Source organism: Sphingobium agri (genome assembly GCF_023051225.1).
In the GTDB taxonomy this organism is placed as follows: Bacteria; Pseudomonadota; Alphaproteobacteria; order Sphingomonadales; family Sphingomonadaceae; genus Sphingobium; species Sphingobium agri.
In genome coordinates, this window is record NZ_JALKHS010000006.1 from 880,607 (window position 1) to 902,264 (window position 21,658).

General features: G+C 61.4%; 19 protein-coding genes. All 19 read right to left on the reverse strand.

The features are described 5' to 3' along the window. Nucleotides 1-13 precede the first annotated feature (13 nt). The 19 genes from MU848_RS07600 to MU848_RS07690 all read right to left on the reverse strand — a co-directional run bounded on the left by MU848_RS07600 (nt 14) and on the right by MU848_RS07690 (nt 21,647). Nucleotides 14-481, reverse strand: coding sequence for a hypothetical protein (locus MU848_RS07600; RefSeq protein ID WP_247231061.1), 468 nt, complete (start codon nt 479-481; stop codon nt 14-16). Next, nucleotides 478-5,373 (reverse strand): hypothetical protein, encoded by a 4,896-nt coding sequence (locus MU848_RS07605; protein ID WP_247231062.1) that lies wholly within the window; start codon nt 5,371-5,373, stop codon nt 478-480. The genes MU848_RS07600 and MU848_RS07605 overlap by 4 nt, the downstream gene beginning before the upstream one ends. Beyond that, nucleotides 5,370-6,176 (reverse strand): hypothetical protein, encoded by an 807-nt coding sequence (locus MU848_RS07610; RefSeq protein ID WP_247231063.1) that lies wholly within the window; start codon nt 6,174-6,176, stop codon nt 5,370-5,372. The genes MU848_RS07605 and MU848_RS07610 overlap by 4 nt, the downstream gene beginning before the upstream one ends. Next, entirely contained in the window at nt 6,173-6,535 is a 363-nt protein-coding gene (locus tag MU848_RS07615; protein ID WP_247231064.1) for a hypothetical protein, read from the reverse strand. Before MU848_RS07615 ends, MU848_RS07610 begins: the two co-directional genes overlap by 4 nt. A 9-nt stretch (nt 6,536-6,544) precedes the next feature. Further along, nucleotides 6,545-10,186, reverse strand: coding sequence for a phage tail length tape measure family protein (locus tag MU848_RS07620; protein WP_247231065.1), 3,642 nt, complete (start codon nt 10,184-10,186; stop codon nt 6,545-6,547). A gap of 164 nt (nt 10,187-10,350) precedes the next feature. Next, a complete protein-coding gene (locus MU848_RS07625) occupies nt 10,351-10,839 on the reverse strand; it encodes a hypothetical protein (protein WP_247231066.1) in 489 nt (162 codons plus the stop codon). A 28-nt stretch (nt 10,840-10,867) separates the two neighbouring features. Continuing rightward, nucleotides 10,868-11,536 (reverse strand): DUF6441 family protein, encoded by a 669-nt coding sequence (locus MU848_RS07630; protein WP_247231067.1) that lies wholly within the window; start codon nt 11,534-11,536, stop codon nt 10,868-10,870. A gap of 123 nt (nt 11,537-11,659) precedes the next feature. Continuing rightward, complete coding sequence (locus MU848_RS07635) at nt 11,660-12,370, reverse strand: hypothetical protein (RefSeq protein WP_247231068.1); 711 nt, start codon at nt 12,368-12,370, stop codon at nt 11,660-11,662. Between the two features lie 7 nt (nt 12,371-12,377). After that, nucleotides 12,378-13,610 (reverse strand): hypothetical protein, encoded by a 1,233-nt coding sequence (locus MU848_RS07640; RefSeq protein WP_247231069.1) that lies wholly within the window; start codon nt 13,608-13,610, stop codon nt 12,378-12,380. A 19-nt stretch (nt 13,611-13,629) separates the two neighbouring features. After that, nucleotides 13,630-14,052, reverse strand: a complete 423-nt coding sequence (locus MU848_RS07645) for a hypothetical protein (protein ID WP_247231070.1) — start codon at nt 14,050-14,052, stop codon at nt 13,630-13,632. Between the two features lie 2 nt (nt 14,053-14,054). Next, complete coding sequence (locus tag MU848_RS07650; RefSeq protein WP_247231071.1) at nt 14,055-14,357, reverse strand: hypothetical protein; 303 nt, start codon at nt 14,355-14,357, stop codon at nt 14,055-14,057. A gap of 3 nt (nt 14,358-14,360) precedes the next feature. Beyond that, a complete protein-coding gene (locus MU848_RS07655) occupies nt 14,361-14,597 on the reverse strand; it encodes a hypothetical protein (RefSeq protein WP_247231072.1) in 237 nt (78 codons plus the stop codon). A gap of 51 nt (nt 14,598-14,648) precedes the next feature. Continuing rightward, the gene (locus MU848_RS07660) at nt 14,649-14,987 is read right to left on the reverse strand and encodes a DUF2190 family protein (protein WP_247231073.1); all 339 of its coding nucleotides are present in this window, start codon (nt 14,985-14,987) and stop codon (nt 14,649-14,651) included. 6 nt (nt 14,988-14,993) lie between these two features. Then, nucleotides 14,994-15,224, reverse strand: a complete 231-nt coding sequence (locus MU848_RS07665; RefSeq protein WP_247231074.1) for a hypothetical protein — start codon at nt 15,222-15,224, stop codon at nt 14,994-14,996. Nucleotides 15,225-15,296: 72 nt separating this feature from the next. Next, the gene (locus MU848_RS07670) at nt 15,297-17,468 is read right to left on the reverse strand and encodes a ClpP-like prohead protease/major capsid protein fusion protein (RefSeq protein ID WP_247231075.1); all 2,172 of its coding nucleotides are present in this window, start codon (nt 17,466-17,468) and stop codon (nt 15,297-15,299) included. Next, complete coding sequence (locus MU848_RS07675) at nt 17,465-18,979, reverse strand: phage portal protein (protein WP_247231076.1); 1,515 nt, start codon at nt 18,977-18,979, stop codon at nt 17,465-17,467. The genes MU848_RS07670 and MU848_RS07675 overlap by 4 nt, the downstream gene beginning before the upstream one ends. Continuing rightward, complete coding sequence (locus tag MU848_RS07680; protein WP_247231077.1) at nt 18,979-19,197, reverse strand: phage head-tail joining protein; 219 nt, start codon at nt 19,195-19,197, stop codon at nt 18,979-18,981. Before MU848_RS07680 ends, MU848_RS07675 begins: the two co-directional genes overlap by 1 nt. A 1-nt stretch (nt 19,198) precedes the next feature. After that, nucleotides 19,199-21,193, reverse strand: coding sequence for a phage terminase large subunit family protein (locus tag MU848_RS07685; protein WP_247231078.1), 1,995 nt, complete (start codon nt 21,191-21,193; stop codon nt 19,199-19,201). Continuing rightward, nucleotides 21,159-21,647: a terminase gene (locus MU848_RS07690; protein ID WP_247231079.1), complete on the reverse strand. Its 489-nt coding sequence runs from the start codon at nt 21,645-21,647 to the stop codon at nt 21,159-21,161. Before MU848_RS07690 ends, MU848_RS07685 begins: the two co-directional genes overlap by 35 nt. Between the last annotated feature and the right edge of the window lie 11 nt (nt 21,648-21,658).

A 21,658-nucleotide genomic window follows, 5' to 3' on the forward strand; every position in this document is an offset into this window, starting at 1 on the left:
TTCTCCTTCGATGTTAGACTTTGGGAAACTGCGCCTTCACTGCGGCGATCTCCGCCCGCCAGGCGTCGATCCCTTCGTGATAAAGCTTGTCGAGCTGGTCTGCGATTGAGGGATAGGCTTGAGCCCGCTGCTCGACGTAGCTCACGATCTTGATGACCTTGATCAGATGATAGCGTCCGACGATATGAACGGCGACCTTCTGTGGTGTGTCGAACACGCGGACGCCTTTGACCTTTTCGCCATTGACGAGAGCAACCGCTCCGGCCGGAACCGAGAAGTCGATCTCGTCTCCAACATCATAGCTATCAGCAAACAGAGGTGGGCAATCTTCACGCGGCAATATCTCGCCCGTCTCTGGATTGAGCCATATGTTGCTGGGTATAGTGTCATCCGGCACCGCAACGCCCCCAGGAGGAAGCTCGGCTGCCTCGATCACATGGAGGCAGTCGCCATATTCATTGAAATAGGCAAACTTGCTCACCGCTTTCCTCCGGTGATAACCAAAGTGGGTTGGCGAACCACACAGGTGCCGCTCGCGGTATTGCCGTCACCTCCGGTGTTGTAGCCTTGCACTTGGCAATTGACGGCGCATCTAACTTGCGAAGCATTGATCCCCTTCTTCAGCTGCGCGGTGAGCTTGAAGTCGGTGCCCACCCCGCTATCCGAACGTGTACCGACATAGGTGTCCGCGACGCCCTGATACCCGGAGCCTGTGTCCACCAGCAGGTTGAACATCACTTGGCGGTCGTCGACCAAGCTGCGAACCGAACAAGTGAAATCGATGATGGCGGTGCCACCCGAGCCATCACCGACCGTGAAGAAGCCTGGCATCTCGATTATCGTTGAACCGGCCCCAACCGTCATATCACCGGCCGTCTGATTGTAGGGAACAACGACGGACGAAGGATCGATGCGACTGGTGCCGACGCTGCCCAATGTCGCAAGCGCGCCTTGGCCGCTGAAGCCGGCTGCGATCCCCAAGGCCGTCAGCGACATATTCTCGGTAACGACGGTTGTGCCGTCAGCCCTCGTGATGGAGTAATCCAGCTTGAAGGCGCTGAAATTGAAGTAGCTTCCGACGTTCCAGCTGCCGATCTGCGGCGCAGTGGCGAACGCGCCTTGGCCGGAGATCGCAGCGGCAGTGTTGGAGCCGGTTTGGTCCGACAGGTTGTCCATCGGGCCGTCATTATAATCGGGCCAAGCCGTTTGACCGGGCGCGACCTGGCAGAGCATGGTCTCTGTGAAGAACACGTAAGGTTCAGCGCCGCCGTTGCCCTGCAGGCGGATCATTATGCAGGCATATGCTGCGTCACCCGCCACGATATCCGCGAATGCACCCACGCGATCGAAGTTGGACGCTGATCCGTTGGCTCCCCCGCCAGAACGTCCGCCCCAGGTGCTTGGCCCTTGGACAAGATCGCCGTTGCGGTTGAAGACGAGGCAATACAGTTGAACATCGCAGCGGTGACGACCAATCAAGGCAGAGAAGAAAATGCGGTCGCTAACCTTCACAGGCATGTAATTTACGGGCGAAAGATTGTTCTCTCCACTCCATCGGCCTCTCGGCACATAATCGGCATAATATCCGCTGCTAACCGCACTGGTGGTTTGAACGCGCATCCAAGCGACGTCGCGATCACCATACCAGCCTGCGAGGTTTACGCCCCCCTCAACAGGGATGTTCCCAGCCCCCTCTGTCTGCGTCGGCCGTCGCCACATGTGCGTCCCGCGCATGAAGCGGCTGTTAACCACGCTATTCTTACCCAAACGCACTTGGGCGTTCTCCGCTTGAGCGGCAGATGCGGTAGCGCCCCAGCCCTGGCCGCTGATTGCTGCGGCCGTTCGCGTTTCGGTCTTATTGGCCCCACCTTCTTGCGGCCACCGGTCGGACAGCTTTGCAACTCCAGGCTGGGAGATGTAGGCGAAGTTGATCTCATTGCCGTTGAACAGATTGCTTGGCTGGAGCGAGACAGGCAGCCCAGCGATTTCGCTCCCATATGCGACCGAACTCTTTGTTGCGAGCGCGCCCTGCCCGGCGATCGCGGCGGCCGTGTTTCCGCTCGTCTGGTCGGCCAGCTTGTCTGCTGGCCCATCGGTATATTCGGGCCATGCTACCTGCCCAGCAGGAACTTTGGTCAGGAAGGTTTCGGTAAAGAATATGAAAGCGTCCCCGCCCGTGCTGACCCCATCACCCTTCATGCGAACCATCACACAGGCATAGGTGGCAGTGGAATTTTGGGGGATGTTGTAGAAACCGCCAATGCGGTCGAAGGTGTTAGGATCACCATTTAAGCCGCCGCCATCCCGACCGCCGTTGAAGGCGGGCGCATGTGCGAGGGTTCCATCATTATTGAGAAGAATGGCAAAGACTTGGCTGTCGCAGCGATGACGGCCGACCAGAGCGGATACAAAGATCCGGTCACCAGCCTTCACCGGCATATAATAGTCTTTGTTCAAGGCGGGGAGATTGGCACCCCACTTTCCGAGCGGCGAGTGGTCCACATAGGAGCTCGCGCTCCATGGCGTCGTTCCGTTATTTACCCTTGTGTAGGCAACATCGCGGAGGCCGAAATAGGAGCCAAAGTTGACACCGCTAACCTTGGTGAAGCCTTGGGTCCCACCCTGGATGTTCCCGAAGTGCCAACCATAGGAGCCCCGCGCAAACCTACTGTTGACGGTCTGGTTGCTTCCCAGTGCGACTTCAGCATTCGATGCTTGTGCAGCAGAAGCCGTCGCACCCCACCCTTGGCCCGCAATACCCGCCGCCGTGCCGCTGGACGTCTTGAAATTCGCTAGGGTAGCTTGCGCGCCGCCGCTGGATTCCAGCAGGTTCGGTGACCCAAAGAAGATGCTGGTCAGGCCCGCAAGGCCGCCGAAACCGGTAAGGAATGACGACCCGTAGGCAAGACTGCTCAGCGTCGCGAGCGATCCTTGACCGGTGATCGCAGCAGCAGTGTTCCCGCTGGTCTGGTCAGCATTGTCGGTTATGCCCCGCACTGCTACCGGGTCGACCGCATATTGCCCGACAGCAATCCAGTCGATTTCGTAGACGTTAGTCGACTGCTCAACGTCAAAGCGGAACTCGATGATATTATTATCGAGATAATCCGTTCCGCCCGCCGTCAGCGCGCTCATATCCCATTCGAGGACAACCCATTGGCCCGCCACCAACCCTGGATTCTGGTGCACTTTGCGATAGCTGCCGCTGTGCCCATGCCCTGATGTCGTGTAATAGCCCGTGCCATCCCACGTTCCCGCCGCCCCGGAGACCAACCGCACCCGCGCCCTAACGACGCTGACCGACTTACCCGGCAGGTTAAGTGGAAGGCGAATATAAGGATCGGCGGTGGTTGGCGTGACGGTCATCACCCCGTAGGAATTGACCGACAGGGTTGCGTTGTTAGCGAGCACGCCTTGGGTTGTACCGTTCCCGAAATCCCATGCGCGCCGGGCCGCAAACGCTGCCTGCACGTTCGCGACCTGGACGCCCGCCGTGCCCACACCGGCCAGTGTGCCCTGCGATGTAATGGTGATGTCGGTATTCTTGATATTCTCCGCGCCAGTGAGCGCCGCGATGTTCGCGGGAGTTCCCGTAAGCTCCGTTGTCCATGCGACGTTGTTCTTGGTCGCGAGGGCGCCTTGTCCCGCGATGCCGCTTGCAATTCCTGAAGACGTCTTGAAGTTCGCCAGCGTCGCCTGCGAGCCACCGCTGCTCTCCAGCAGGTTGGGTGACCCGAAGAAGATGCTGTTGAGACCCGCCAGGCTGCCAAAGCCTGACAGCAGCGGTGAGCCGAACACCAGCTGCGCCAGTGTCGCGAAAGGACCTTGCCCAACGATGCCACTGGCGGTGCCCAGCGCCGTCTTGAAGGCGTTCAACGTCGCCTGCGCGCCCCCTGCGCCCTCCAGGATGTAGCCCGACCCGAAATAGACATCACCGCGCGTGGCAAGGCCGCCTTGCCCCGCAATGGCAGAGGCAACCCGCGTCTCAGTCTGGTTCGCGCCAGCTTCGCCCGGGCGCAGGCTCTGGATCGTCGCGCCGTCGGCATATGTGATGTTCGTGGCGCTGATAGCGGAGTCCAGCTTCTGCCAGTCGGTATTGCTGTCCGACGGATAGCTGTTCGCGGTCGGCGTCGGATCGATGAACAGCCAGCTGGATTTGTCCAGCAGCGTCACGATGTCGCCCTCGCGATAGACCCGCGTCGGATCATAGTCGCCGGTCGGGGTCAGCGTGCCCGTGAAGGCGATCTCGCTGAAGCTGTGGACGCGGTTGGTCACTGCCGCCGTCATCGCCATGCGCCAGAAGGGCGGATCGGCCGCCAGCTGGCGAACGCTGCGCACGGGCGGCAGCGCCGACCCATCCGACACCAGGTCCACGGTCGGCGTGCCAAGGCCAACCGGCACGATCACCAACTTGCCGAGCCAGCTGACCACGGCCGTGCAGTTTATCGCCGCCGCCATCCTCTGGATCAGTTCGCGCGGCGTCGTCTGGCTCGTTACCGCGACCGACACGTTACGCTGAATGGCCGCGTCGATCGCGCTCAGCGTTGTGGTAGCGATCTTGCCGCCTGCGCCCATCATCTGTGCGATGCGCGTGACGATCGCGCCGGTGCGGCGAACCCAGCCCGCAACATTGTCGCCTTGGGCGTGGAAGACGACCTGCCCCGCTGGGGGCGCGCCGAGGCGAACGAAGCCCTGCGCCAAGCACGTCGCCCACTCACCGGCCGACAGGCTCAGCGCCTTCAGCTGCGCGAACGTCGCAACATTCGCCTTTGCTGCGGCGAAGCGCGACAGCTGGTCAAAAGCCAGTTCGACACCCTGCATCGACCCGTCATGCAACTGGAAGATAGTGTCGACCGGATCGACCAGCACGGCCTCAACGAAGCGCGGAGCGCCGAACAGCCGGGGCTTTACAGCACCCTTCAGATCTATGCTGCCTTCCGCACCGCCCGTGCCCGCGTAAGTGGCGAGGAAGGGCTCATCCAGCCACTTGTCGTCCACGCCGATGTCGATGGAGGCGACGCCATTGTCGATGGCGGGCTGCGCGCGAATGAGGCCGTCGAAGATCGGCACATAAGCGTTGCTGGCAGCGCCAATCTCGCCGCGCCACATCTTGAACTTCGCTCCATGCAGCGCGAGCGCGGGCAGGACCGGAATGGCATCCATCTGCACGGCCAGCGAGCCGGTCGGGGAAGACAGCTGGCCTGAGAACTCCCCATCGAAGAGCTCATAGCGCAGCTGCGGAAGGCTCGCGATTGCGGGCCACCAGGTGAAGCCGCCCAGGTGGCACAGGCGCTCATCATCATGGCTAGCGAGGCGCACGGTTGTCGCGACGCCCCCGATCGAGGCATCAATCTGGCAAAAATAGCCGATCATGCGTTGAGACTCACCAGACTAGCGCGCCATTCAAAGCCATCCGGCTTGTTCCAGATTGTGCTCAAGTCACCGACCAGCGGGCCGAAATAGATGCGGTTCTGTCGCTGCTCATGGGCGTCAGGATCCGTGATCAAGGCGATCGGCTCGCTATTCCCGACTTCCTCGATCAGCGGCTGCACTTTCGCCTCGACCTCGTCACGTCGAGTATGCCCAAAGGAGATGCCGACCGTGCGCAGCTTCACGCCGCGCCTGCGCAGAAGCACCCCATATTGGGAAAAGTCGAGGGTACTGAGATCACGAACGCCGAATGCCGCCCCAAACTGGAAATTGCGCGCGAGCTGGATCCTGCGGCCCAGGATCAATCTTCCCACTGTGACGGCCGCAGCGCCTAGACCGCTGATGACAAAACGCCAGTAACGGGCGGACGGAATAGCGGCGGGAGAAGAGGGCAGCCACAAAGCGCGCCCCCGATTTGATGTGGGCGCGACACTTCCCGCCAAAAACGGAGCGTCGCCGCTGTCATAAGAAAGCTGACTGAAGCTTGACCCTTGAGCTGCCGTTGCTGCCTGAACCTTCAGCGTCCAGGCAGCGCTCGCCCCGGTGCATCCCAGCAGCAGCGCGGCATCAATCCGGACATCAGCGCCCATGTCGACCGTGATGGTGCGCGTGGCGGCTCCCGCTTCCGTCTTCCAAACGACGCCCATATGATCGTTGCCCGTGTACGCCGGGTCATACCCCGCTGCGGTAGAGCTGGCCGAGATGCTCGCCCATGGCAGTGGTTTGACAATAATCGCATTGCTCATCCGAATAGCACCATGCTGGTCGTTTCATTTTCCAGGTCGACCTCGATACGTGCGCAGAGCGTCGCGCCGTCGACGAACTGCTCATCGTCTACGAGGCGAAAATTCGGGACGCCCTGCTCGATGTTGATCAACAGGGCATCCTGCACCTCGACGGCAAAGCGCCTCCGCACTGCTCCCAGCAGAGAGAAGCGCGTCGTGAGCACGTCGAGGGCATCCGCTGTACTGTCGAAGAAGCCCTGCGACGGGCTGTCGAGATTGTCACGGGCGCCAGCGAAGCGGGCCTTGGTCGCCGCGTCGCTGGCATCGGCGATCGCCGCTGGCCGGATCGCCAACGCTATGTCAGCAGGCAATGCAGTCATGACTCTTCCCTAGCTCGATGCAACCCAGCGACCATTCACGAACCTTGCGTCTGCCGACGTGAAAGCGCTTGCGTTCGCTTCCAGCTTCTTCAGAACCTGCTCCATCAGCGCGTTGTTCTTTTCGAGCAGCGTGTTCGTGTTGGCGGTGTTCGCGGCTGTGGCCTGACTTGCCTTCGCCGTCGTTTCGTTGAAGGGGTCGGACGTGGTGCGGATCGGCGCAGCATTGTCGATCTTTGAAATGGCGCTGCCGGTCGCCCCTTGGATCATGTCGAACGCTTCGAAATATTTTGCGGTCGATCCATAGAGCTGCCGCTCGATATCCAGGAACGTTTGCGCGGCCGACAGGTACTTGTCCTGGTCGATCGTCTCGCCACGCGCGATTTGGCCCAGATACGGATCCAGCACCTTGCGAGCGTTTTCCTCCTGATCCCGAAGCGACAGGGGTGAAGAAGAGCCCATATTCATCGACTTGATGAAGTCCTTCAGGCTCTGCGACGCTTCGCCTGCGTTCTCCTTCGCCTCCGCCATTTCCATGTTGTAGAGCTTCTGCGCATCGGCCATCTGCTCGGCGGTGGCACCACCCTCGCGCAAGGCATCCACCGTGCGCTCCCATTTCCGGTTCACTTCGTCGATCGCGTAACCGACAGGATCCAGGCGGCGCTGCAGTTCCTTGGGGATATTCTCGATCATTAGCGCTTTCTGCATGGCGCGATCGAGATCCTGCCCCGACTTCAGGATATTTTCGGTCGCCTTGCTGATGCCGGTGATAACCGAGCCCTCGATCGACTTCTGAATGGCGAACTCGATCGCTGCCTGCTGATCATCACCGAAGTTGTGGAGCCCCTTGGCGCTGTTGCCCTTGAAGTCCATCTTGCCGCCGCGCCCTTCGGTGTTGACGCGGTACTTGCCGTCGAAGGTGCCGAGCACGATGTTGGTCGGGACATTGGTAATCTTCGCGCCCAACTGGTCAGCGATGCCCATGAGGCCATCGGCAACGCTGCTGGCGAGGCCAGAGGCGGCGCGCTTGGACGCGCCATCGTTGCCGGAGGCAGAGCCGCCTTCCAATTCTCCATACTGGTTCATCTGCAGCCTGGCCGTGCCGTATTTTGGCGCAGGCTTGAACAGGCCACCGACGATACCACCGAGCGCCCCGCCGATGATGCCGCCCAATGGGCCACCCAACGCGCCGAGCGTCTTGCCCAGCGCCCCGCTGGCGAGCGAGCCGAGACCCTTGCTGAGCGCGCCGCCCAGCAATTCCTTGCCCAGCACGCCGCCGACCCCCGACAGCAGCGAGTTCTGCTTGCCGCCCATCACGCTAGCGGCAAGAGATCCGCCGACCATGCCGAGGGAAGCACCTTGCAGCACGTCACCGAACTTCTTTCCGATGGCATCCGGGATGTCGATGCCGAACGACTTTAGCCGGGACACGATCGACGAGCCGATCATGTTGAAGGTCTCAGTCGAACTCATCAGCGCTTTGGTGTTGTCGTTTGCAGCTTCCGTCTGCTTGCGCGCGGTGACGATGATCTCCTCGTCTCCATTGACGGGTTCGCCAGTCGCCTCCGACTGTTCCGCCCGCAACTCAGCAAGGAAGTCGTCGCTATCAAACAGCGCCTTCATTCCGCCTTGGAGCGAAGCTGATCCCCCGGAGACGATGTTGCCGCCAGCAATCTCGCCACGGGCTGCAGCAACAGCCTGGCCGAGCAGCTTGATCTCATCACCTGTGGAACGGGACTGTTGCGCGAGGAAGGCGTTACCCTCTCTCACGTCAGTGCGGCCGGTAATCCTGTCTTCGATCTCCCGGTCGAGGCCGCCGAAGATGCCTTCCGAAATAATCCGCGCCTGCAGGGACTTGAAACTGCCCAGAAGGTTCTTGCCGAAGTCAGCGATGCTGCCACCACTCAGAAGTTTCTCGGTGGCGTTCTGAACGTCACCGATCGCTTGGACATAAAGGCCAACCTGACGCCGCTGATCCTCCAGCGCCCGCGCTCGCTGTTCGTCTGCCTTTGCGATTTCCAGCACTTTCGCCAGCTGCTGCTCATTCAGCGGGCCCATCTGGCGCTCGAGCGCTAGCACCTGCTGCAGGGCGTCTGCCTCAGCGTAGCGCCCCTGAATGATGAGCGCGTCGACCTGCTCACGCTCACGGGCACGGTCAACCAGGTCTCGGAAGGGGCGATCAAGGGATTGCTGAACGACAATCTTCGCCTGCTCAGCCGATTTTATGGTCTCTTCGAAGTTGGGGGGCTTGCGGCGACTGAGGTCGTCAATGATGTCGTCAAGATCACGGACGGCCTTCTCCGCCTGCTGCATCCGGGACGGATCAGCGCCGAACCGCGATGTGATATCAGCAATACGGTCGGCAGCATCGCGGCCGTACTCACCAAGAGCCGCAACGGCCTTGCTATTGTCCCGCGGCTTACGGGCGCGCCCCTCGCGTCGCAGATCAGCTGCAAGCTTCTTGTCGTCCAGGCTTTCATCAATCAGCTTGGCGACAGCCTCCTTTGCCTCGCCAGCAACGACGCCCGTGACGCCTTCTTGAAACTGCTTTCTATCGATCGAAAGGCCGGTAAAATCAGTTCGCTCGCTGAAGGCGATCGCACGCTCACCTGCAGCCCGCTTCTCCGCGTCCGTCTTGGCATCCCGAACAGCTTGAAAATAGCGTTGAGCTTCTTTCCCGCGATCAAGCGCCCCATAATAGTTGGACGAGCCAGCTGCCCAGCTGCCGATCGCGCCGGGAAGAATTGACCCCGCCACACCCCTCGCCTTCGTCAGCCAGTCGACGCTGCCCGATCCCGAAATGACCATGTCACCCTTGGCCCGGTCGGCGATCGCCTCCGCACGCAGGTTGGCCGCTGTAAGCCTGGCGTTGAGAATGAGCAGTGCGTTCTGCTTCTCAAGCTTTCCCGACGTCAGGTCGAACATGTTGCCGAGCACGCTCTGCGCCTGCGACAGGCCGTCGGCGCCCAGCTGGGCAGCCTCGAAGGCTTTGTTGCCCTCGTTCATCTTGTCATAGAAAACGCCGACGACGATTGCCGCCGTCGTGAGTGCCGCGACCCAAGGGTTGGTGAGGAACCGACCGAGCGCGCCAGCTTTGCCCGTCATGTCGGAAAGTGCGCCGCCGACCTGTCCAATCTGCTGCCCGAACACGACAAACAAGCTGCTGCCTGACGCCAGGGAGGCGCCCACGTCAGAGACCTGAAAGCCGAGGTTACGCATAGCGAGCTGATTGTTGCGAGCAGCGGCGTCCATTCTCGACTGGTTCTGGTTCAGTGCGCGCGTCGCACTGCTGGTCTGGTTCAGCTCAGCCTGCAGTCGATCAAGGGCGGTGGCCTGCTGCGACAGAGATCGGGCATTCTGCTCGGCTTCAACGGCGGCCGCGCTGGCAGCCTGTAGATACAGCCGGGTCTCCTGAGTGGTATCTCCAGTGGCCGCTGCAGCGCTGCGAGCCGCGGTCGCGATCTCGCGCAGAGCCTGCGCTTCATTCTGCGCGGCGGAGGCGGCAGCACGAGCAGCGGATGGATCAAGATTGAGTGCGCCCGTGTCGGTTCGTGGAAGCGTCAGAGCGCGCTTCGCCATGTTCTGAATTTCGTTGAAGCTGCTGTCGAAGGACGATTTGAGGCGTGCCGCAGAATTAGCCGCACGCTGTTCCATCTCACCAAACGCGCGAGCATTTTCCGCCGAGAACGATTCTGCATTAAGAGCGAGGCGCGCGACTATGTCTGAAGTACGACTGGCCATAAAAACCTCGCAGCAAAAAGGCCGCCGAAGTCGGCAGCCTTGGTAGTTACATGCAATCTGTTAGGTGAGTTTTGCGATTATCCGGGTGAACCCTGTAGTGCGCGCAGAAGTCCAGGGTCATCACACTTTTTGGAGACGTAAGTCAGAGCTTCGCGCGCCTGAATAATCGGAAAATCTAGATCGATGTCCTTCCCGACACCACTAATTCGAACACGCAGCCGGCTGGCCTTGCTCAACTTGGATGCGAATTTATATACCGGCTTTTTCTGGCGAATAAACATGAAGTCCGCGTCGTCGTTCCAAGTCTCAATTTCTGGCTTGCCGTCGTCGAACCTCAAATACAACAAGGTGGTAAAGATCGTTCCCGGCCCTTCGATCCGTTCTATTGGATCGATCATCACCCTCACATTCTTGCCATCCTCCTTGTTGCAAAAGATGGACAATCTGCCTTGGTCATTTTCGATGAACGCGCCCGCCTGCAGCGCATCGGTCATTTCATCCTTAGTCTCTCCGACCGTGAAGGTGCCTACCTGCGCTATCGAAGCAGCCAAGAAAATAGCGATCATCTTTCCCTCCCATGAGAGGGGTGACCTATCAGAGCGACAGACGCTTCGCTACCTCGCCGCTCAATTTGGCTCCAGCTGCATCGATCACCGGTTGCATCGCCACCCGGTTCGCATACGCCACTGAAGGGATCAGCACAAAAATCGGCGTCGTCGTAGCACCCCTTGTAAACCCTCGCCGCTCATCCGCCTGGGTTCTCTTGCGCGTGATTGGCCGGAAGGTGCCGGTACGGCCATTTAGCGTCCCCTCATCAGCCACAAGTAGCGAAGCGCGTCCGGGGCGATACACGAAACGCAGCCGGATGCCGGTTCGGCGCTCCCACTCGCCGGGACTAAGGTTTCGGTTCCTGCCGCGAGAGCCAGCCGCGGCGGTGGGTATAGCCAAATAGAAGCCGTCGCGGCCTACGACGCGGCCAGGTGTGGTGAAGAAGGAAAATGCTCCCTTCGTGCGAGTGCCGCCATTGATGTAGACCGTGCCAGCAGGATTGCGGGCGATACCGGTGCGCGGGAAGGCGTCGGACTTGAGTGCCCGCCACAGGTTGCCGGGCACGGCACTGCGGACCAGCGTCTCCAGATCCTGCTCCAGCTCGCGCGTTGTTGATCGAACAGCATCCGCGCCAGCCGCCAAAACCCGCCGCATCGTCTGCTCGCGAGCGGAGCGGAGGGATGCGACGTCAATGGAGAACCCGTTCTTACCCATCACTTTTGTCCTGGGTTAGCCTCTCCAGCGAAGAAAAAGCGTCCATCAGAGCCGCGGGTTGGTCGCCAGGTGCTCCAGCGCAGGGCAGGGTGGCCCCGCCGAACGGCCCGGCATAGCGCTGCGTCAGGAACCAGAGGTCGACCGCTGCGAAGACTTCCGCTTCGATTTTGAGTCTGGGGTTTTCTGGCCATCGTTCGCCGTCGATGTCCCATCCGCCCTCGACATGTCGCTCGACGAAGTCGAGGGGTCGGCGTCGGACTGCGAGGGCTGCTGAAAAGTCCGGTCATCGGTGGCGCCGTAGAGCAAGCCGTAGCCGAAATTTCCGGCACCCATCATTTCCATGGGGTCGATCTGCGCGAGCACAGCTTCCGGGATCTGTCGATCCTTACCGAGAGACCATGGAGCGTCGACGTTTTCCCAGCCGGTGCAAAAGCGCCTGAACACCACAATGGGCGCGATCTCCTTGCGTCGCTCCTGCTGCGCGATCAGTTCGCGATATTCAGGCCAATGCTGTGCAAGCACTGATCGAGCCTGGATCAGAGCCTGACGGTCCTCATCCGCAAGCGTCTCACCCTTCGCCTCGGTCTCGACCAGCTCCAGCAGCGTGTCGATGCCCGGCTCGTCGCTGAGAAGGGCGAGAAGGCCATTACGGAAGGCAGCAATCACCTCGAACGGGTAAACACGCCCAGCGGCATGCTGACCAGAAAGTTCAGCCTCCATCTGGGCGCGCTCGATTACGCTGGCGGCACGGAAGAAGTAGCGCGGAGCTTTATCTTCGTTCTTGCGCCAGCTGGGCACATAGGGATGCCCTGTTATCGTATCTGTCGGGATCATGGACGCCTCAGGAGAAGGTGATGATGCGGTCACCGTCGCGACCATAAGCGTCCTTGCCGGGGCTGGTGCCTTGCCAACGCGTGGTTTCCGCACGGAATGAACCACGGTCGGTGGGCGATGCTTCGATCGGCTGCGCCACCGGCACAAGCAAGGAAACACGGTTGCCGGCTGTCGATCCGAACTGCAGCGCGATCGGATACTGATTGAAAGCGGCAATCTCAGCGAGCACATCCCGGGTGCTGACGAGCGTTGCCAGCGGGTCCGCTTCGAACACCGGTGTCCGCCCTCCAATCTGACCGGCAGCATAGCCGAAGCTGGTGTTGGGATCTTCAGGGCTTTCGATGTTGCCGCCAGTGGTCAGAGACCACCGGCTGATGGCGAGCCCGCGGCGATTGACCTGCATGGCGGGAGGGAGGCCTGCGCCTTGCACCAGCAGAGGAGCGGAATGGTTGGCGATCGTCGCTGCCGGAACTGCTGCCGCCGAACGGCCCATGAACACGCCAGTGAAGGAGAATGCGGCCATGCCCGGGCGTGCCGAGTTGCCGTCGAAATCGACTGTCGCGCGACAATCAACCCACTGGTAAAGGTTGCCGTCTTCATACCAGTAGATGGTCGCGGCAGGATGGTCTGTCGCGCGGGCGGAATTGTCGGCAGGCGACGTTCCAGCATAGGACCAGTTGGCGGGTAGAGCGGCCAGCGTCGAGGTGCTGAGCGCGGTACCGTAGAGGTCGCTTAGCAGCGCCACCTTTGCGGCAGAATAGTCGGTGATGAGCGGCATCCGGCCTGCACCAGGTCCACCAGACAGGATCAGCGGCATACCGCGATATTGCTGGGCGGTGGTCGCAAAGCCCGTGCCGAGGGTGCCGCTGTTCGTCGTGCCCGCCGTAAGCGCGGCGGCGGAGACTGCTGCGGTGAACTGGCCGCGCATGCCAGCCGCCTGGAGTGCGGCGTGAAGCGGCGGCTTGACCGACACGGAATAGGTGGCGCCGGCACCCGCGCCCTTCAGGCGGCTACGGAAGCTGATCGTAGCAGGCTGACCAACGACGAGCGGGGCAGCGGAAACAAGAGATCCGCTCGCCTCGTTCGACTGCTCAGTCTGGTAGGGCGAATTGAAGCTTACACTTCCATCTTCGAACGGAACGGCGTCGGTGGCGGCCGACGGCGTGGCGGGCGAGCCCTCCGCAGACTGTAGCGCAATCAGCAGAATGCCGTTGCGCGGCCGGATTACCGGATCGGGCATGATAAAGCTCCTCTAAGTGTCAGGCCGGCATCGCCGGGTTTCCGCGTTGGGTTGAAAATTCGATTTGGATGTCGAGGCCGAAGCCCAAGCGGCGTTTGCTCGCGAGCTCCGCGACGCTGACGCGCATGCCAGCCTCAGAAATCGTTTCGGCGAGGCCGCCCAACGGCGGCTCTGTGATAAGTGCAACCACAGCATCAGCGTAAAGAGCGCTCAACGCGGCATGGACATTTGCACCACTCGCGCCTTCAACAAAGCCCTCGAGCATCACCGTCAGGCTGTGGCGAGTATGGGCGGAACCTTCTTCGACCACTTCCTGATTGCCATCGAAGATGGACAGGCACGGGAAAGCGTCGGGGTCTCCGCTCGGCATGCGCTCGACTAGTTGAATGCCCGCGATGTCGTTGAGCCGCCGCTCAATTTCGGCGAAGATGGTCTCTCGCACAGTCATAGCTGCACTCCGAGTTCCCATGCCTCGATGTCATCGCGTTCGGTGATGTCGTCGACGGAATAGGCCTTGCCCTTCCATGTGATCTCGTCGCCTTTGCGAGGACGAGAGGGCAGCGTGGCGTAGGCGATTTCGAAACTGAGTGTGCGGAGGGTCGAACCCGCGCCTTGGAATGCCGGGGCGCGATCTTCCGACGGTATCGCGCCGATTATATCACCAGCCAGGCCCGCGCCTGTATAGGCGACGGGCTCTTCATAGAGCGCGCGGACAGCGGCAAGCGCGCCCGCCTCTTCCGCGCGCATCGATCAGGCCTTGGCCTTGCGGGTGGACGCGGGGGCAGCGGGCTCGACCGGTTCGGCCTTCGCCTGCTCCGCTGCTTCAGTCAGCGTAACCGCTCGGCCGCAATCGAGCAGCTCGTCCGCCTTGGACGTGGTGATATCGGTTTCATCATTGTCGTCGGCACCGACCGTCAACTCGGATCCGGCGTCGCGATAATTGCCGTGCCGATCGAGGGTCGCGGCATGAAGGATGATCTTGCGCATGAAGGTCTCCATGGCGGCAGCGTTTCTCGGCGCTGCCGCTGGTGAGAGTTACTAGGCGACCGTGCCGTTCAGCTTTGCCCGGCCAACCGTGTCAGCAGAGGCTTGGTTCTGTACTGCGACGCCAACATAAGTGTTGCTCGTAGCGGTACTGGTCAGACGTTTGTTGGTGTTGTCCCAGTATACCTTGGTCGTATAGGCGACCCAGCTCTCGCCGGTAGCCTTGGGAAGCTCCCAAACGCCGTTGACCCTGCCTTCGACGGGGGCGCCATTGGCGGCCGCGTTAAGAGCGACAGCAAAGACCGCACCGACGAGCATGCCTGCGCCGCTTGCGACTGCATAAGGGGCGGTGAAGGTGAGCGTATCACCCGGCTGAACAAAATTGCGTGCCATTGACGCTTACTCCTTCTTCGCGCCAGCCGAAGGCTTTGCAGCCGCCTTTTCGCTGGTGATGCTGTCCTTGGGTGCGGCCTTTTCCTGCTCGCTGTCGAAATCGTCGCTGACGTCGTCAGCCGTTTCGTTTTCGAACAGGCGCTCGGCATCTTCATTGGTGACGTGCAGCACACCTTCATCGGGGTGCCGCAGGACGCCGTTCACATGAGCGGACGTCCGAAGCTTCACGAACTTCATGGATGTTCTCCTTCGTGGAAACAGGAAGGGCGCGCGAGCCCCGCCTTGTCAGTCGATCAGACCGCTATGCGATCAGGCCCCAGGCTGCTTGTAAGCGGAGCGCCAGTTTACGGCGCCGACGCCGTAATCGTGACGGACCTTCCATTCGACGCCGTCCACGCGCCAGCCTTCCTGGCTGTCGGTGAAGGGCTCGGTTACGCCGTTCAGAAACACCACTTCGATGGCGGGCGCGACCTGCGGATCCGCGAATGCATAGTAGGCGGTGCCGGTCAGACGTGGCGAGGCAACGATGTCGCTGAAGAGCCCCTTTACGATGTTCGGTTTCTGCAGCTTGTTCGCTGCGTCCGGGTCATATTCACTGCCATTGATCGTGACGGCAGCACCCCGCAGGCCGCGCGGAACGAGCAGGACAGAAGGCGAAATCTCGAGGAACTCGTTGCCGCTCACATCCTTCTGCTGCGACATTGCAACGTCAATCGCGTCGAATGCCACAACGGAGGGAGCGGCGCCGCTGCCAGCGAGGTTGCCATGGCTGGCATGGAACAGCGCCACGCCATCGTTCATGGTTGGATTGGAATTGAGCAGCGCGTAAACATCGATCTCAATGGTCAGCTTCGCCGCGCGGCCAAGGTCGACGGCAAGGCCCGAGAAGACCTGCATGTCGTCGTTGACGATCGCCTGCCTGCTCAGATTAATGATGTTGCCCTTGGTCGTCGCGCTGATCTGCTCCTTGGCAAGATCCGGGATCGGCTTGTTCTTGAACTCGCCAGCCTCGTTGACGTTGTCCAGCGCGCCGAAGCTGCCGCGCAGGTAGCGAGTGTGCGGACGGAAATCCGTCACAGACCCAGTGCCTGCGAACCGCGACCAGGTATCCGGCGTTATCGCATAGGATGCCTGAAGCGTGCGGTGGATCGCGTTTTCGAACAGGATCGGGAAATCGCCGGTCGTCTGCGTGATGACTGCACCACGGGCAGTCATAGCTTCGCGCACGATCACCTCGGGATCACGTGAAGCAACATTGATACCCATGTTGGACAGGGCTTCGCGTGCCAGATCCACGTTGCGAACGCCCCGGAACTCGCCCGGATCGATCTTAACGGTTTCACCGCGCAGCGCTGCGGCCTTTTCCACCAGGTTTGCAACGCCAGCCTTGACGAGAATCCAGTTGGTCGCGCCCTCAACGAACTTGTCACGGGCATCCTGCGTCACGCGCATCGGGCTGTTGTGACCGATGTTCGCGCCGTCGCCTGCGTCCGCCAACTTATCGAGGATCTTCTCGCGCGCAGCGTCGAGAGTGGTATCGCCCGCGATCAGTTCTTCGATAAAGGCGTCGTCCATGCCGTGCTTCTTGCCCAGAGCGCGGATGCCGCTGGTGCGGGTGCGCTCCGCCGCAACGGCAGCCTGCACGTCGCTTGCGCTAAGCCCGGTCGCGGGCGGGGTGGCGACACTCGAGCCGGACGCGGACAGCGCAAGCGCGCCAGTGGCGGGCAGGGCATCCTTGGCGTCGAGCGCAACCGCTGAATTGCGGATCTTGTCGATCTCTTCCTGCGTCCCGCCATCCTTCTGGAAAGCGGCAATCGCGGCAACCAGCGCCGCGCGGGTCTGATAAAGGTTCATGGTGTTTTCCTTGGTCTTAGGCGCGGGCGCCGTCCGGGGGTTGCGCGCCATCGCCATTGCGGAGATGAGCGGGCTATCGGGCACATGTTTGAACCCGAATGCTGCGACGTCGCAGGCGGCGGCGCTTGAGGCCTCCGACACGGACGTGATGAATTTTTGCTCGAGGGCCTGCTCGGACGTCAGCCAGGTCTCAGCGTCGAGCATCGGAACGAGCTCGTCAGCTGAGAGGCCGGTCTGACCTGAATAGATGCGGACCAGCTGATCACGGATTACGTCGAGCTTATCAGCGGCGGCGCGGAGTTCACGCGCGTCGCCAACGGCCACATCCCATGGATTGTGGATCATCATCAAAGCGTTGTCCGCCATGATGATCTCGTCACCGGCCATCGCGATGACCGATGCCATCGACGCCGCCAGGCCATCGATGTGGACCGAAACTTTGCGACCGGCAGCTTTCGCACCAACCAGTGCGTTGAAGATCGCCAGGCCTTCCATAACGTATCCGCCAGGTGAGTTGATGCGGACGACGAGGTCGTCGTCGCCGCCAGCGATCAGGCCGAAGATGGTCTTGGCATCAAGGCCATCCCACTCATCTCCCACGATGCCGTAGATCAGGATGTCCGTCATTTTGCGGGTTTCCTCTGGTCCGCGTTGGGAATTTGCACCGCGTTGCCAGCGGCAGTGACTTTGCGCGGGTCGCTGTCGAGCACGATCTTAAGTCGGTCGAGGCGCGCCAGATCTTGGGCGAGCTCGTCAAAGAATGTGTCTGGATCGTCGCCATTTTCGCGAATGACTTGGCTCATCGTCTTCTGCCCGGACCGCACAGCGTCGCGGTTAGCTGGCACCTCGCTCGCCGGGTCGAGCATCTCCTGCTTCGGCGGCGTCCAGCGCATCGACACGCCGCTGATGTCGTGCCCCGCCATCTCGGCTGCATCGAGGAAGAAGCGCTCCACCGCGGCGCAGAATTGCGGAATGAACATCAACCACTGCCAAGTGGCGAGTGACCGGTTGAAGGTGAGCCGCCCCAGCCGTCCGGATATGAAGCTCACCTGCGACAGGTCGCCAGTCAGAATTTCATACGGTACGCCAAGACCCGCAGCGATCGCGCGCTGCGAAACGCGTGAATAATCCATGTAGCCATCGACGGACGGCGGGTTCGGGAAGGTGATTTCCTCTCCGGGTCGCAGGTACTGGATCGTGCCGGAATCAACGAAGTCGAGCGGCTCACGATCTTGCGGGTCACCCTCGTCATCGGTGCCGATGCCCGGAAACTGCCCGTCGATGTCGCCCTTTACAAACCCAGCGAACGCAGAAGCGATCTTCTGCCTGGTGAGCTGGGCGTCTTCATAGTCGCCGAAGTCCTTGAGGCGGAGAATAATGGGGGCGAACCAGGTTGCGCCATGCTCCTGCTCCGGCCGGTCGGCGCGGAACACATGGGCAACGTCCCTGTCAGCCACGAAGGTCGAACCGGTATCACTCGGCCGCGTCGCTCCGGGATGCCCATTATAGAGCCAGTACCCCTCGCGACGGCCAAGCGGGCTGAACTGAATGCCGTGCACGAAGAAGCCGCCGTTTACGCCTGGTGCGGACGGCATGGGTCCATGCTTCGACATGTCGATATAATCTGGCTCAACCAGCTGCAGCTGCATGGGCAGCGGAAGGCGATCGGCCCGCCGCCGCCAGCGGCGGCGAAGCAGCGCGCCACCGCTCACTACGATGGTGCGCGCAGCCTGTAGTTGAAGCCCGTAAAGATCGTGACGCCCGCTGGCGTCGCATGCAGTTGTGTCGAAATGACGACGAGCCAATTGATTGAGCGCGTCATCCACCTTCCCATCGCGGTAGACCTGGAAGGTGATGCCAGTCCCGACGATGTGCTCAGCAATCTTGTTGGCGGCAGAATGCGCCCAGGGGTTGTTGCGGTCCAGATCGCGCGCGATGCCCCGGAGGGCAATTTGAACCGCGGGCGATAGCTCGCCATTGGCATCCAGCTTGGTTCGCCGCCAGCCCGCAGAGCGCCGCCCAACCGTCGCGCCATCATATTCTGCACGGGGCCCACGGCGGATTTTCTGGCGCGGCGCAGGCAGCGACTTTGTCCCGTCAGTGCCAGCCCGCCCGAGCAGGCGATCAAAGATCCCCATCAGAGACCGCTACGGAAGTAAGGAGTGCGCCGACGCAGAACACCGCTGACGGCCTGCGCCTGCATTTGCAGCTGAGTGTCGATGACCTTCTCGGCAGCGAGCAGCTGGTCGAGCGAGTGATATTCGGTTTTCCGCCCATCTGCGAACGTCACGGAGCGGACGCCGCTCGCTATCGCCTTCCTCACCGCGATGAGGTCGGCCTGGGTCCATGTTGTCATGTTACCGCCTCCTGCTGGTGTACGGGTTCTCGCGACGTTGCTTTTGCTTGCGCGCTGGTTTCGAGGCCGGTCGCGCGAACTCAATGCTCTCGGCCGGTTGTTCAGCTATTGGTTCCGGCTCAACGTCGTCGCGAGGGGCCGTCATCTGGCCCAAAGCGCGCTGCCACTGCCGAACCTTCCACTGATCAACGCCCAGACTGACCGCCACCGCACGAGCGTAGATGGCGTTATCGAGGGCCTCGTTCCGGTCCCTGGTCTTATGCCATTCCCGGCGAACGCCGCCGTTGCGCATCTTGATGAATTTCAATTCTTCGGCGACGAGCTGCTTGATCCACTCGTCCGGCGTCCCGTTTGGCAGATAGATGTACCCGTCCGGATATTCCTCGCCGTCAACCGGCTTCTCTAGCCCAAGCTGGCCATAAAGCTCCATTTTCAGCATGGACGTGCCGATGTTCCACAGCCTCACGCCACGCTTCATCTTCCGGCCGTTGACCGTGACGTCCTGCCAGCTGGGAGCGCCGATGGCCTGCTGCGCCGCGATGCTCTCGCGCCCTTTCACCGCCATGGCGAAGCCTGGATGCCGTCGGGCCCAGGCATACACCTCCATCGTGTTCTCACCGTCGCCCGAGTCGATTGCGACCCGCGCCAGCCGCATGGAGCGCCCGTCTTCGGACTGCCACTCTCGGGCAATCTCCTGATCGAGCTTTGCCCAAGTCTTCTTGTCGGCAATCGGACCAAACACCTCGACCCGCTCAACAAATGCACGCTTCTTGCCGGGGCCGAATGCCCATATATCCATGTCGATGCGGCCGCCGCCGCCGCGCTGCACGTCTGCCGCGCCTATCAGCAGCCCGGCCCATGATGGCGGTGTTCCAAGCTGCATGTCCGTCTCGCGCCGGTCGTATAGCCGCTGCCATTCAGGCGCTTCACCGCGCTCCGCCCAGGCTTCGCCAAGCACCTGGTTGACGAAGGTGCGCAGCAGGTTCGGATCCTTGCGCACCTCCATGAACTCGCGCGCGATTTCGAGCCATGCCGCGCCTGGATGCTGACTGTAAGCGGCCCAGATGTGAAATGAGCGGTGCCGCGGGAAGGCGTCGGGATTATGGGCGCGCCATTCGCCATTTTCATCCATCCAAGGCTTTTCAGCCTCTTCGATGTCGCAGCCATTTTCGCACCTGTACCAAGCGCGGGTAGGGTTCTCCTTCGGTTCCCAGCGAATTCCGGGCCCAGTGCCGTCGCCAAACACCAGCGTCTGCATGTGCCCGCAGTGTGGGCAGGGGACATAGCGAAACTCTTGACTGCCCTGCTCGAACAGGGCGTCTATACGGCTGAAGCCCTTAACCTTAGGCGTTGACCCAGCGGCGCTGAACCTGCGCGGTGATGTCAGGTTGCGCTTGAACGCCAGCCGGGCGGGGTCGCCTTCCTCTTTGGACGCCCAGGGATAGCCATCACATTCCTCAAGGAACACGTCGTCGGAAGTGACGCGGCGGAACTCCTTGGGGCTGTTCGCACCCTTGATCTGTATCCAGCCGCCTTTGTAGCGCTTGGCCCGGATTTGGTTGTCCGAGTGACGCGGCTTAAAGGTGGCGACCGTGCGTACGATGGGCCATTGCAGTACAGGGTCCAGATCGTCGCGGCTGAACTTCTCCGCGTCATCGATCGTCGGCTGATAAATCAGCGTGCGAGCTGGATCGTACTTGATGCGCCAGGCTACGAAGCTCTGCAGGATGGTCGAGTAGCCGATGCGGCTGCTCTTCCGGACCGACACCTGCGCCGTCTCCGGGTCGGTGAAACTGTCCGCCATGTCCGCCTGAAAGGGGAACGGACGAATTTTAGCGCCGTCGTCTGACCGTGCATGATCGCACATGAACTGCGACAGCGGCGGCCTGATCTTTGGTGCGAAGGCGGCTACCCATTGTTGGGCAACCATCGCGCCATCAACGCTGGCGACCCTCAGAACCTCAGTCGTCTTCGTCTCCGGGGGCGTCGTCGTCATCCAAGCCCCCGCCTACCGCCTCCTCGATGCGCGTCATGCTCAGGTCGGTCAGCACGTCGTTGATTGCGGTTTCGATTCTCTTGCGCAGCTTCGTGTCGCCCTGGGCGACTTGCGCACCAACCTGCTGAAGGCGGGCAACCGCCATGATGATCACTCCGGCTCCGGCGGCGATCATGTCCGTGCGGGACGCCAGTTCCTTTCGGCGCTCGGCGTTGTCCATCGCTTTTGCGTCGGCCTGCTCCTTGGCCAGGCGGGCGCGCTCAGCTTCGAGATCCAGACTGTCAGGATCATGTCGGCCGATCTTGATGTTGACGTAGGCCTCAAGGTTCTCTGCCCAGCTAGCGCCGTCCGCGGGCAGATCACCTTTGGAACGGAGCTCGCCAACCCAACGGCTAGAGCAGCCGAACAGCGCCGCGAGTTGAGGTCTAGTTGGCTCGTTCAGGTCGATGTCCATGCACTTCCCTG

Bases quoted from the DNA above. Each gene is read 5' to 3' on its own strand.
- MU848_RS07635 (WP_247231068.1), bottom strand. From the start codon at position 12,370: ATGATCCCGACAGATACGATAACAGGGCATCCCTATGTGCCCAGCTGG.
- MU848_RS07655 (WP_247231072.1), bottom strand. From the start codon at position 14,597: ATGCGCAAGATCATCCTTCATGCCGCGACCCTCGATCGGCACGGCAAT.
- MU848_RS07640 (WP_247231069.1), bottom strand. From the start codon at position 13,610: ATGCCCGATCCGGTAATCCGGCCGCGCAACGGCATTCTGCTGATTGCG.
- MU848_RS07670 (WP_247231075.1), bottom strand. From the start codon at position 17,468: ATGACGGACATCCTGATCTACGGCATCGTGGGAGATGAGTGGGATGGC.
- MU848_RS07610 (WP_247231063.1), bottom strand. From the start codon at position 6,176: ATGAGCAATGCGATTATTGTCAAACCACTGCCATGGGCGAGCATCTCG.
- MU848_RS07660 (WP_247231073.1), bottom strand. From the start codon at position 14,987: ATGGCACGCAATTTTGTTCAGCCGGGTGATACGCTCACCTTCACCGCC.
- MU848_RS07630 (WP_247231067.1), bottom strand. From the start codon at position 11,536: ATGGGTAAGAACGGGTTCTCCATTGACGTCGCATCCCTCCGCTCCGCT.
- MU848_RS07615 (WP_247231064.1), bottom strand. From the start codon at position 6,535: ATGACTGCATTGCCTGCTGACATAGCGTTGGCGATCCGGCCAGCGGCG.
- MU848_RS07625 (WP_247231066.1), bottom strand. From the start codon at position 10,839: ATGATCGCTATTTTCTTGGCTGCTTCGATAGCGCAGGTAGGCACCTTC.
- MU848_RS07680 (WP_247231077.1), bottom strand. From the start codon at position 19,197: ATGACAACATGGACCCAGGCCGACCTCATCGCGGTGAGGAAGGCGATA.
- MU848_RS07685 (WP_247231078.1), bottom strand. From the start codon at position 21,193: ATGACGACGACGCCCCCGGAGACGAAGACGACTGAGGTTCTGAGGGTC.
- MU848_RS07605 (WP_247231062.1), bottom strand. From the start codon at position 5,373: ATGATCGGCTATTTTTGCCAGATTGATGCCTCGATCGGGGGCGTCGCG.
- MU848_RS07620 (WP_247231065.1), bottom strand. From the start codon at position 10,186: ATGGAACAGCGTGCGGCTAATTCTGCGGCACGCCTCAAATCGTCCTTC.
- MU848_RS07675 (WP_247231076.1), bottom strand. From the start codon at position 18,979: ATGGGGATCTTTGATCGCCTGCTCGGGCGGGCTGGCACTGACGGGACA.
- MU848_RS07690 (WP_247231079.1), bottom strand. From the start codon at position 21,647: ATGGACATCGACCTGAACGAGCCAACTAGACCTCAACTCGCGGCGCTG.
- MU848_RS07650 (WP_247231071.1), bottom strand. From the start codon at position 14,357: ATGCGCGCGGAAGAGGCGGGCGCGCTTGCCGCTGTCCGCGCGCTCTAT.
- MU848_RS07665 (WP_247231074.1), bottom strand. From the start codon at position 15,224: ATGAAGTTCGTGAAGCTTCGGACGTCCGCTCATGTGAACGGCGTCCTG.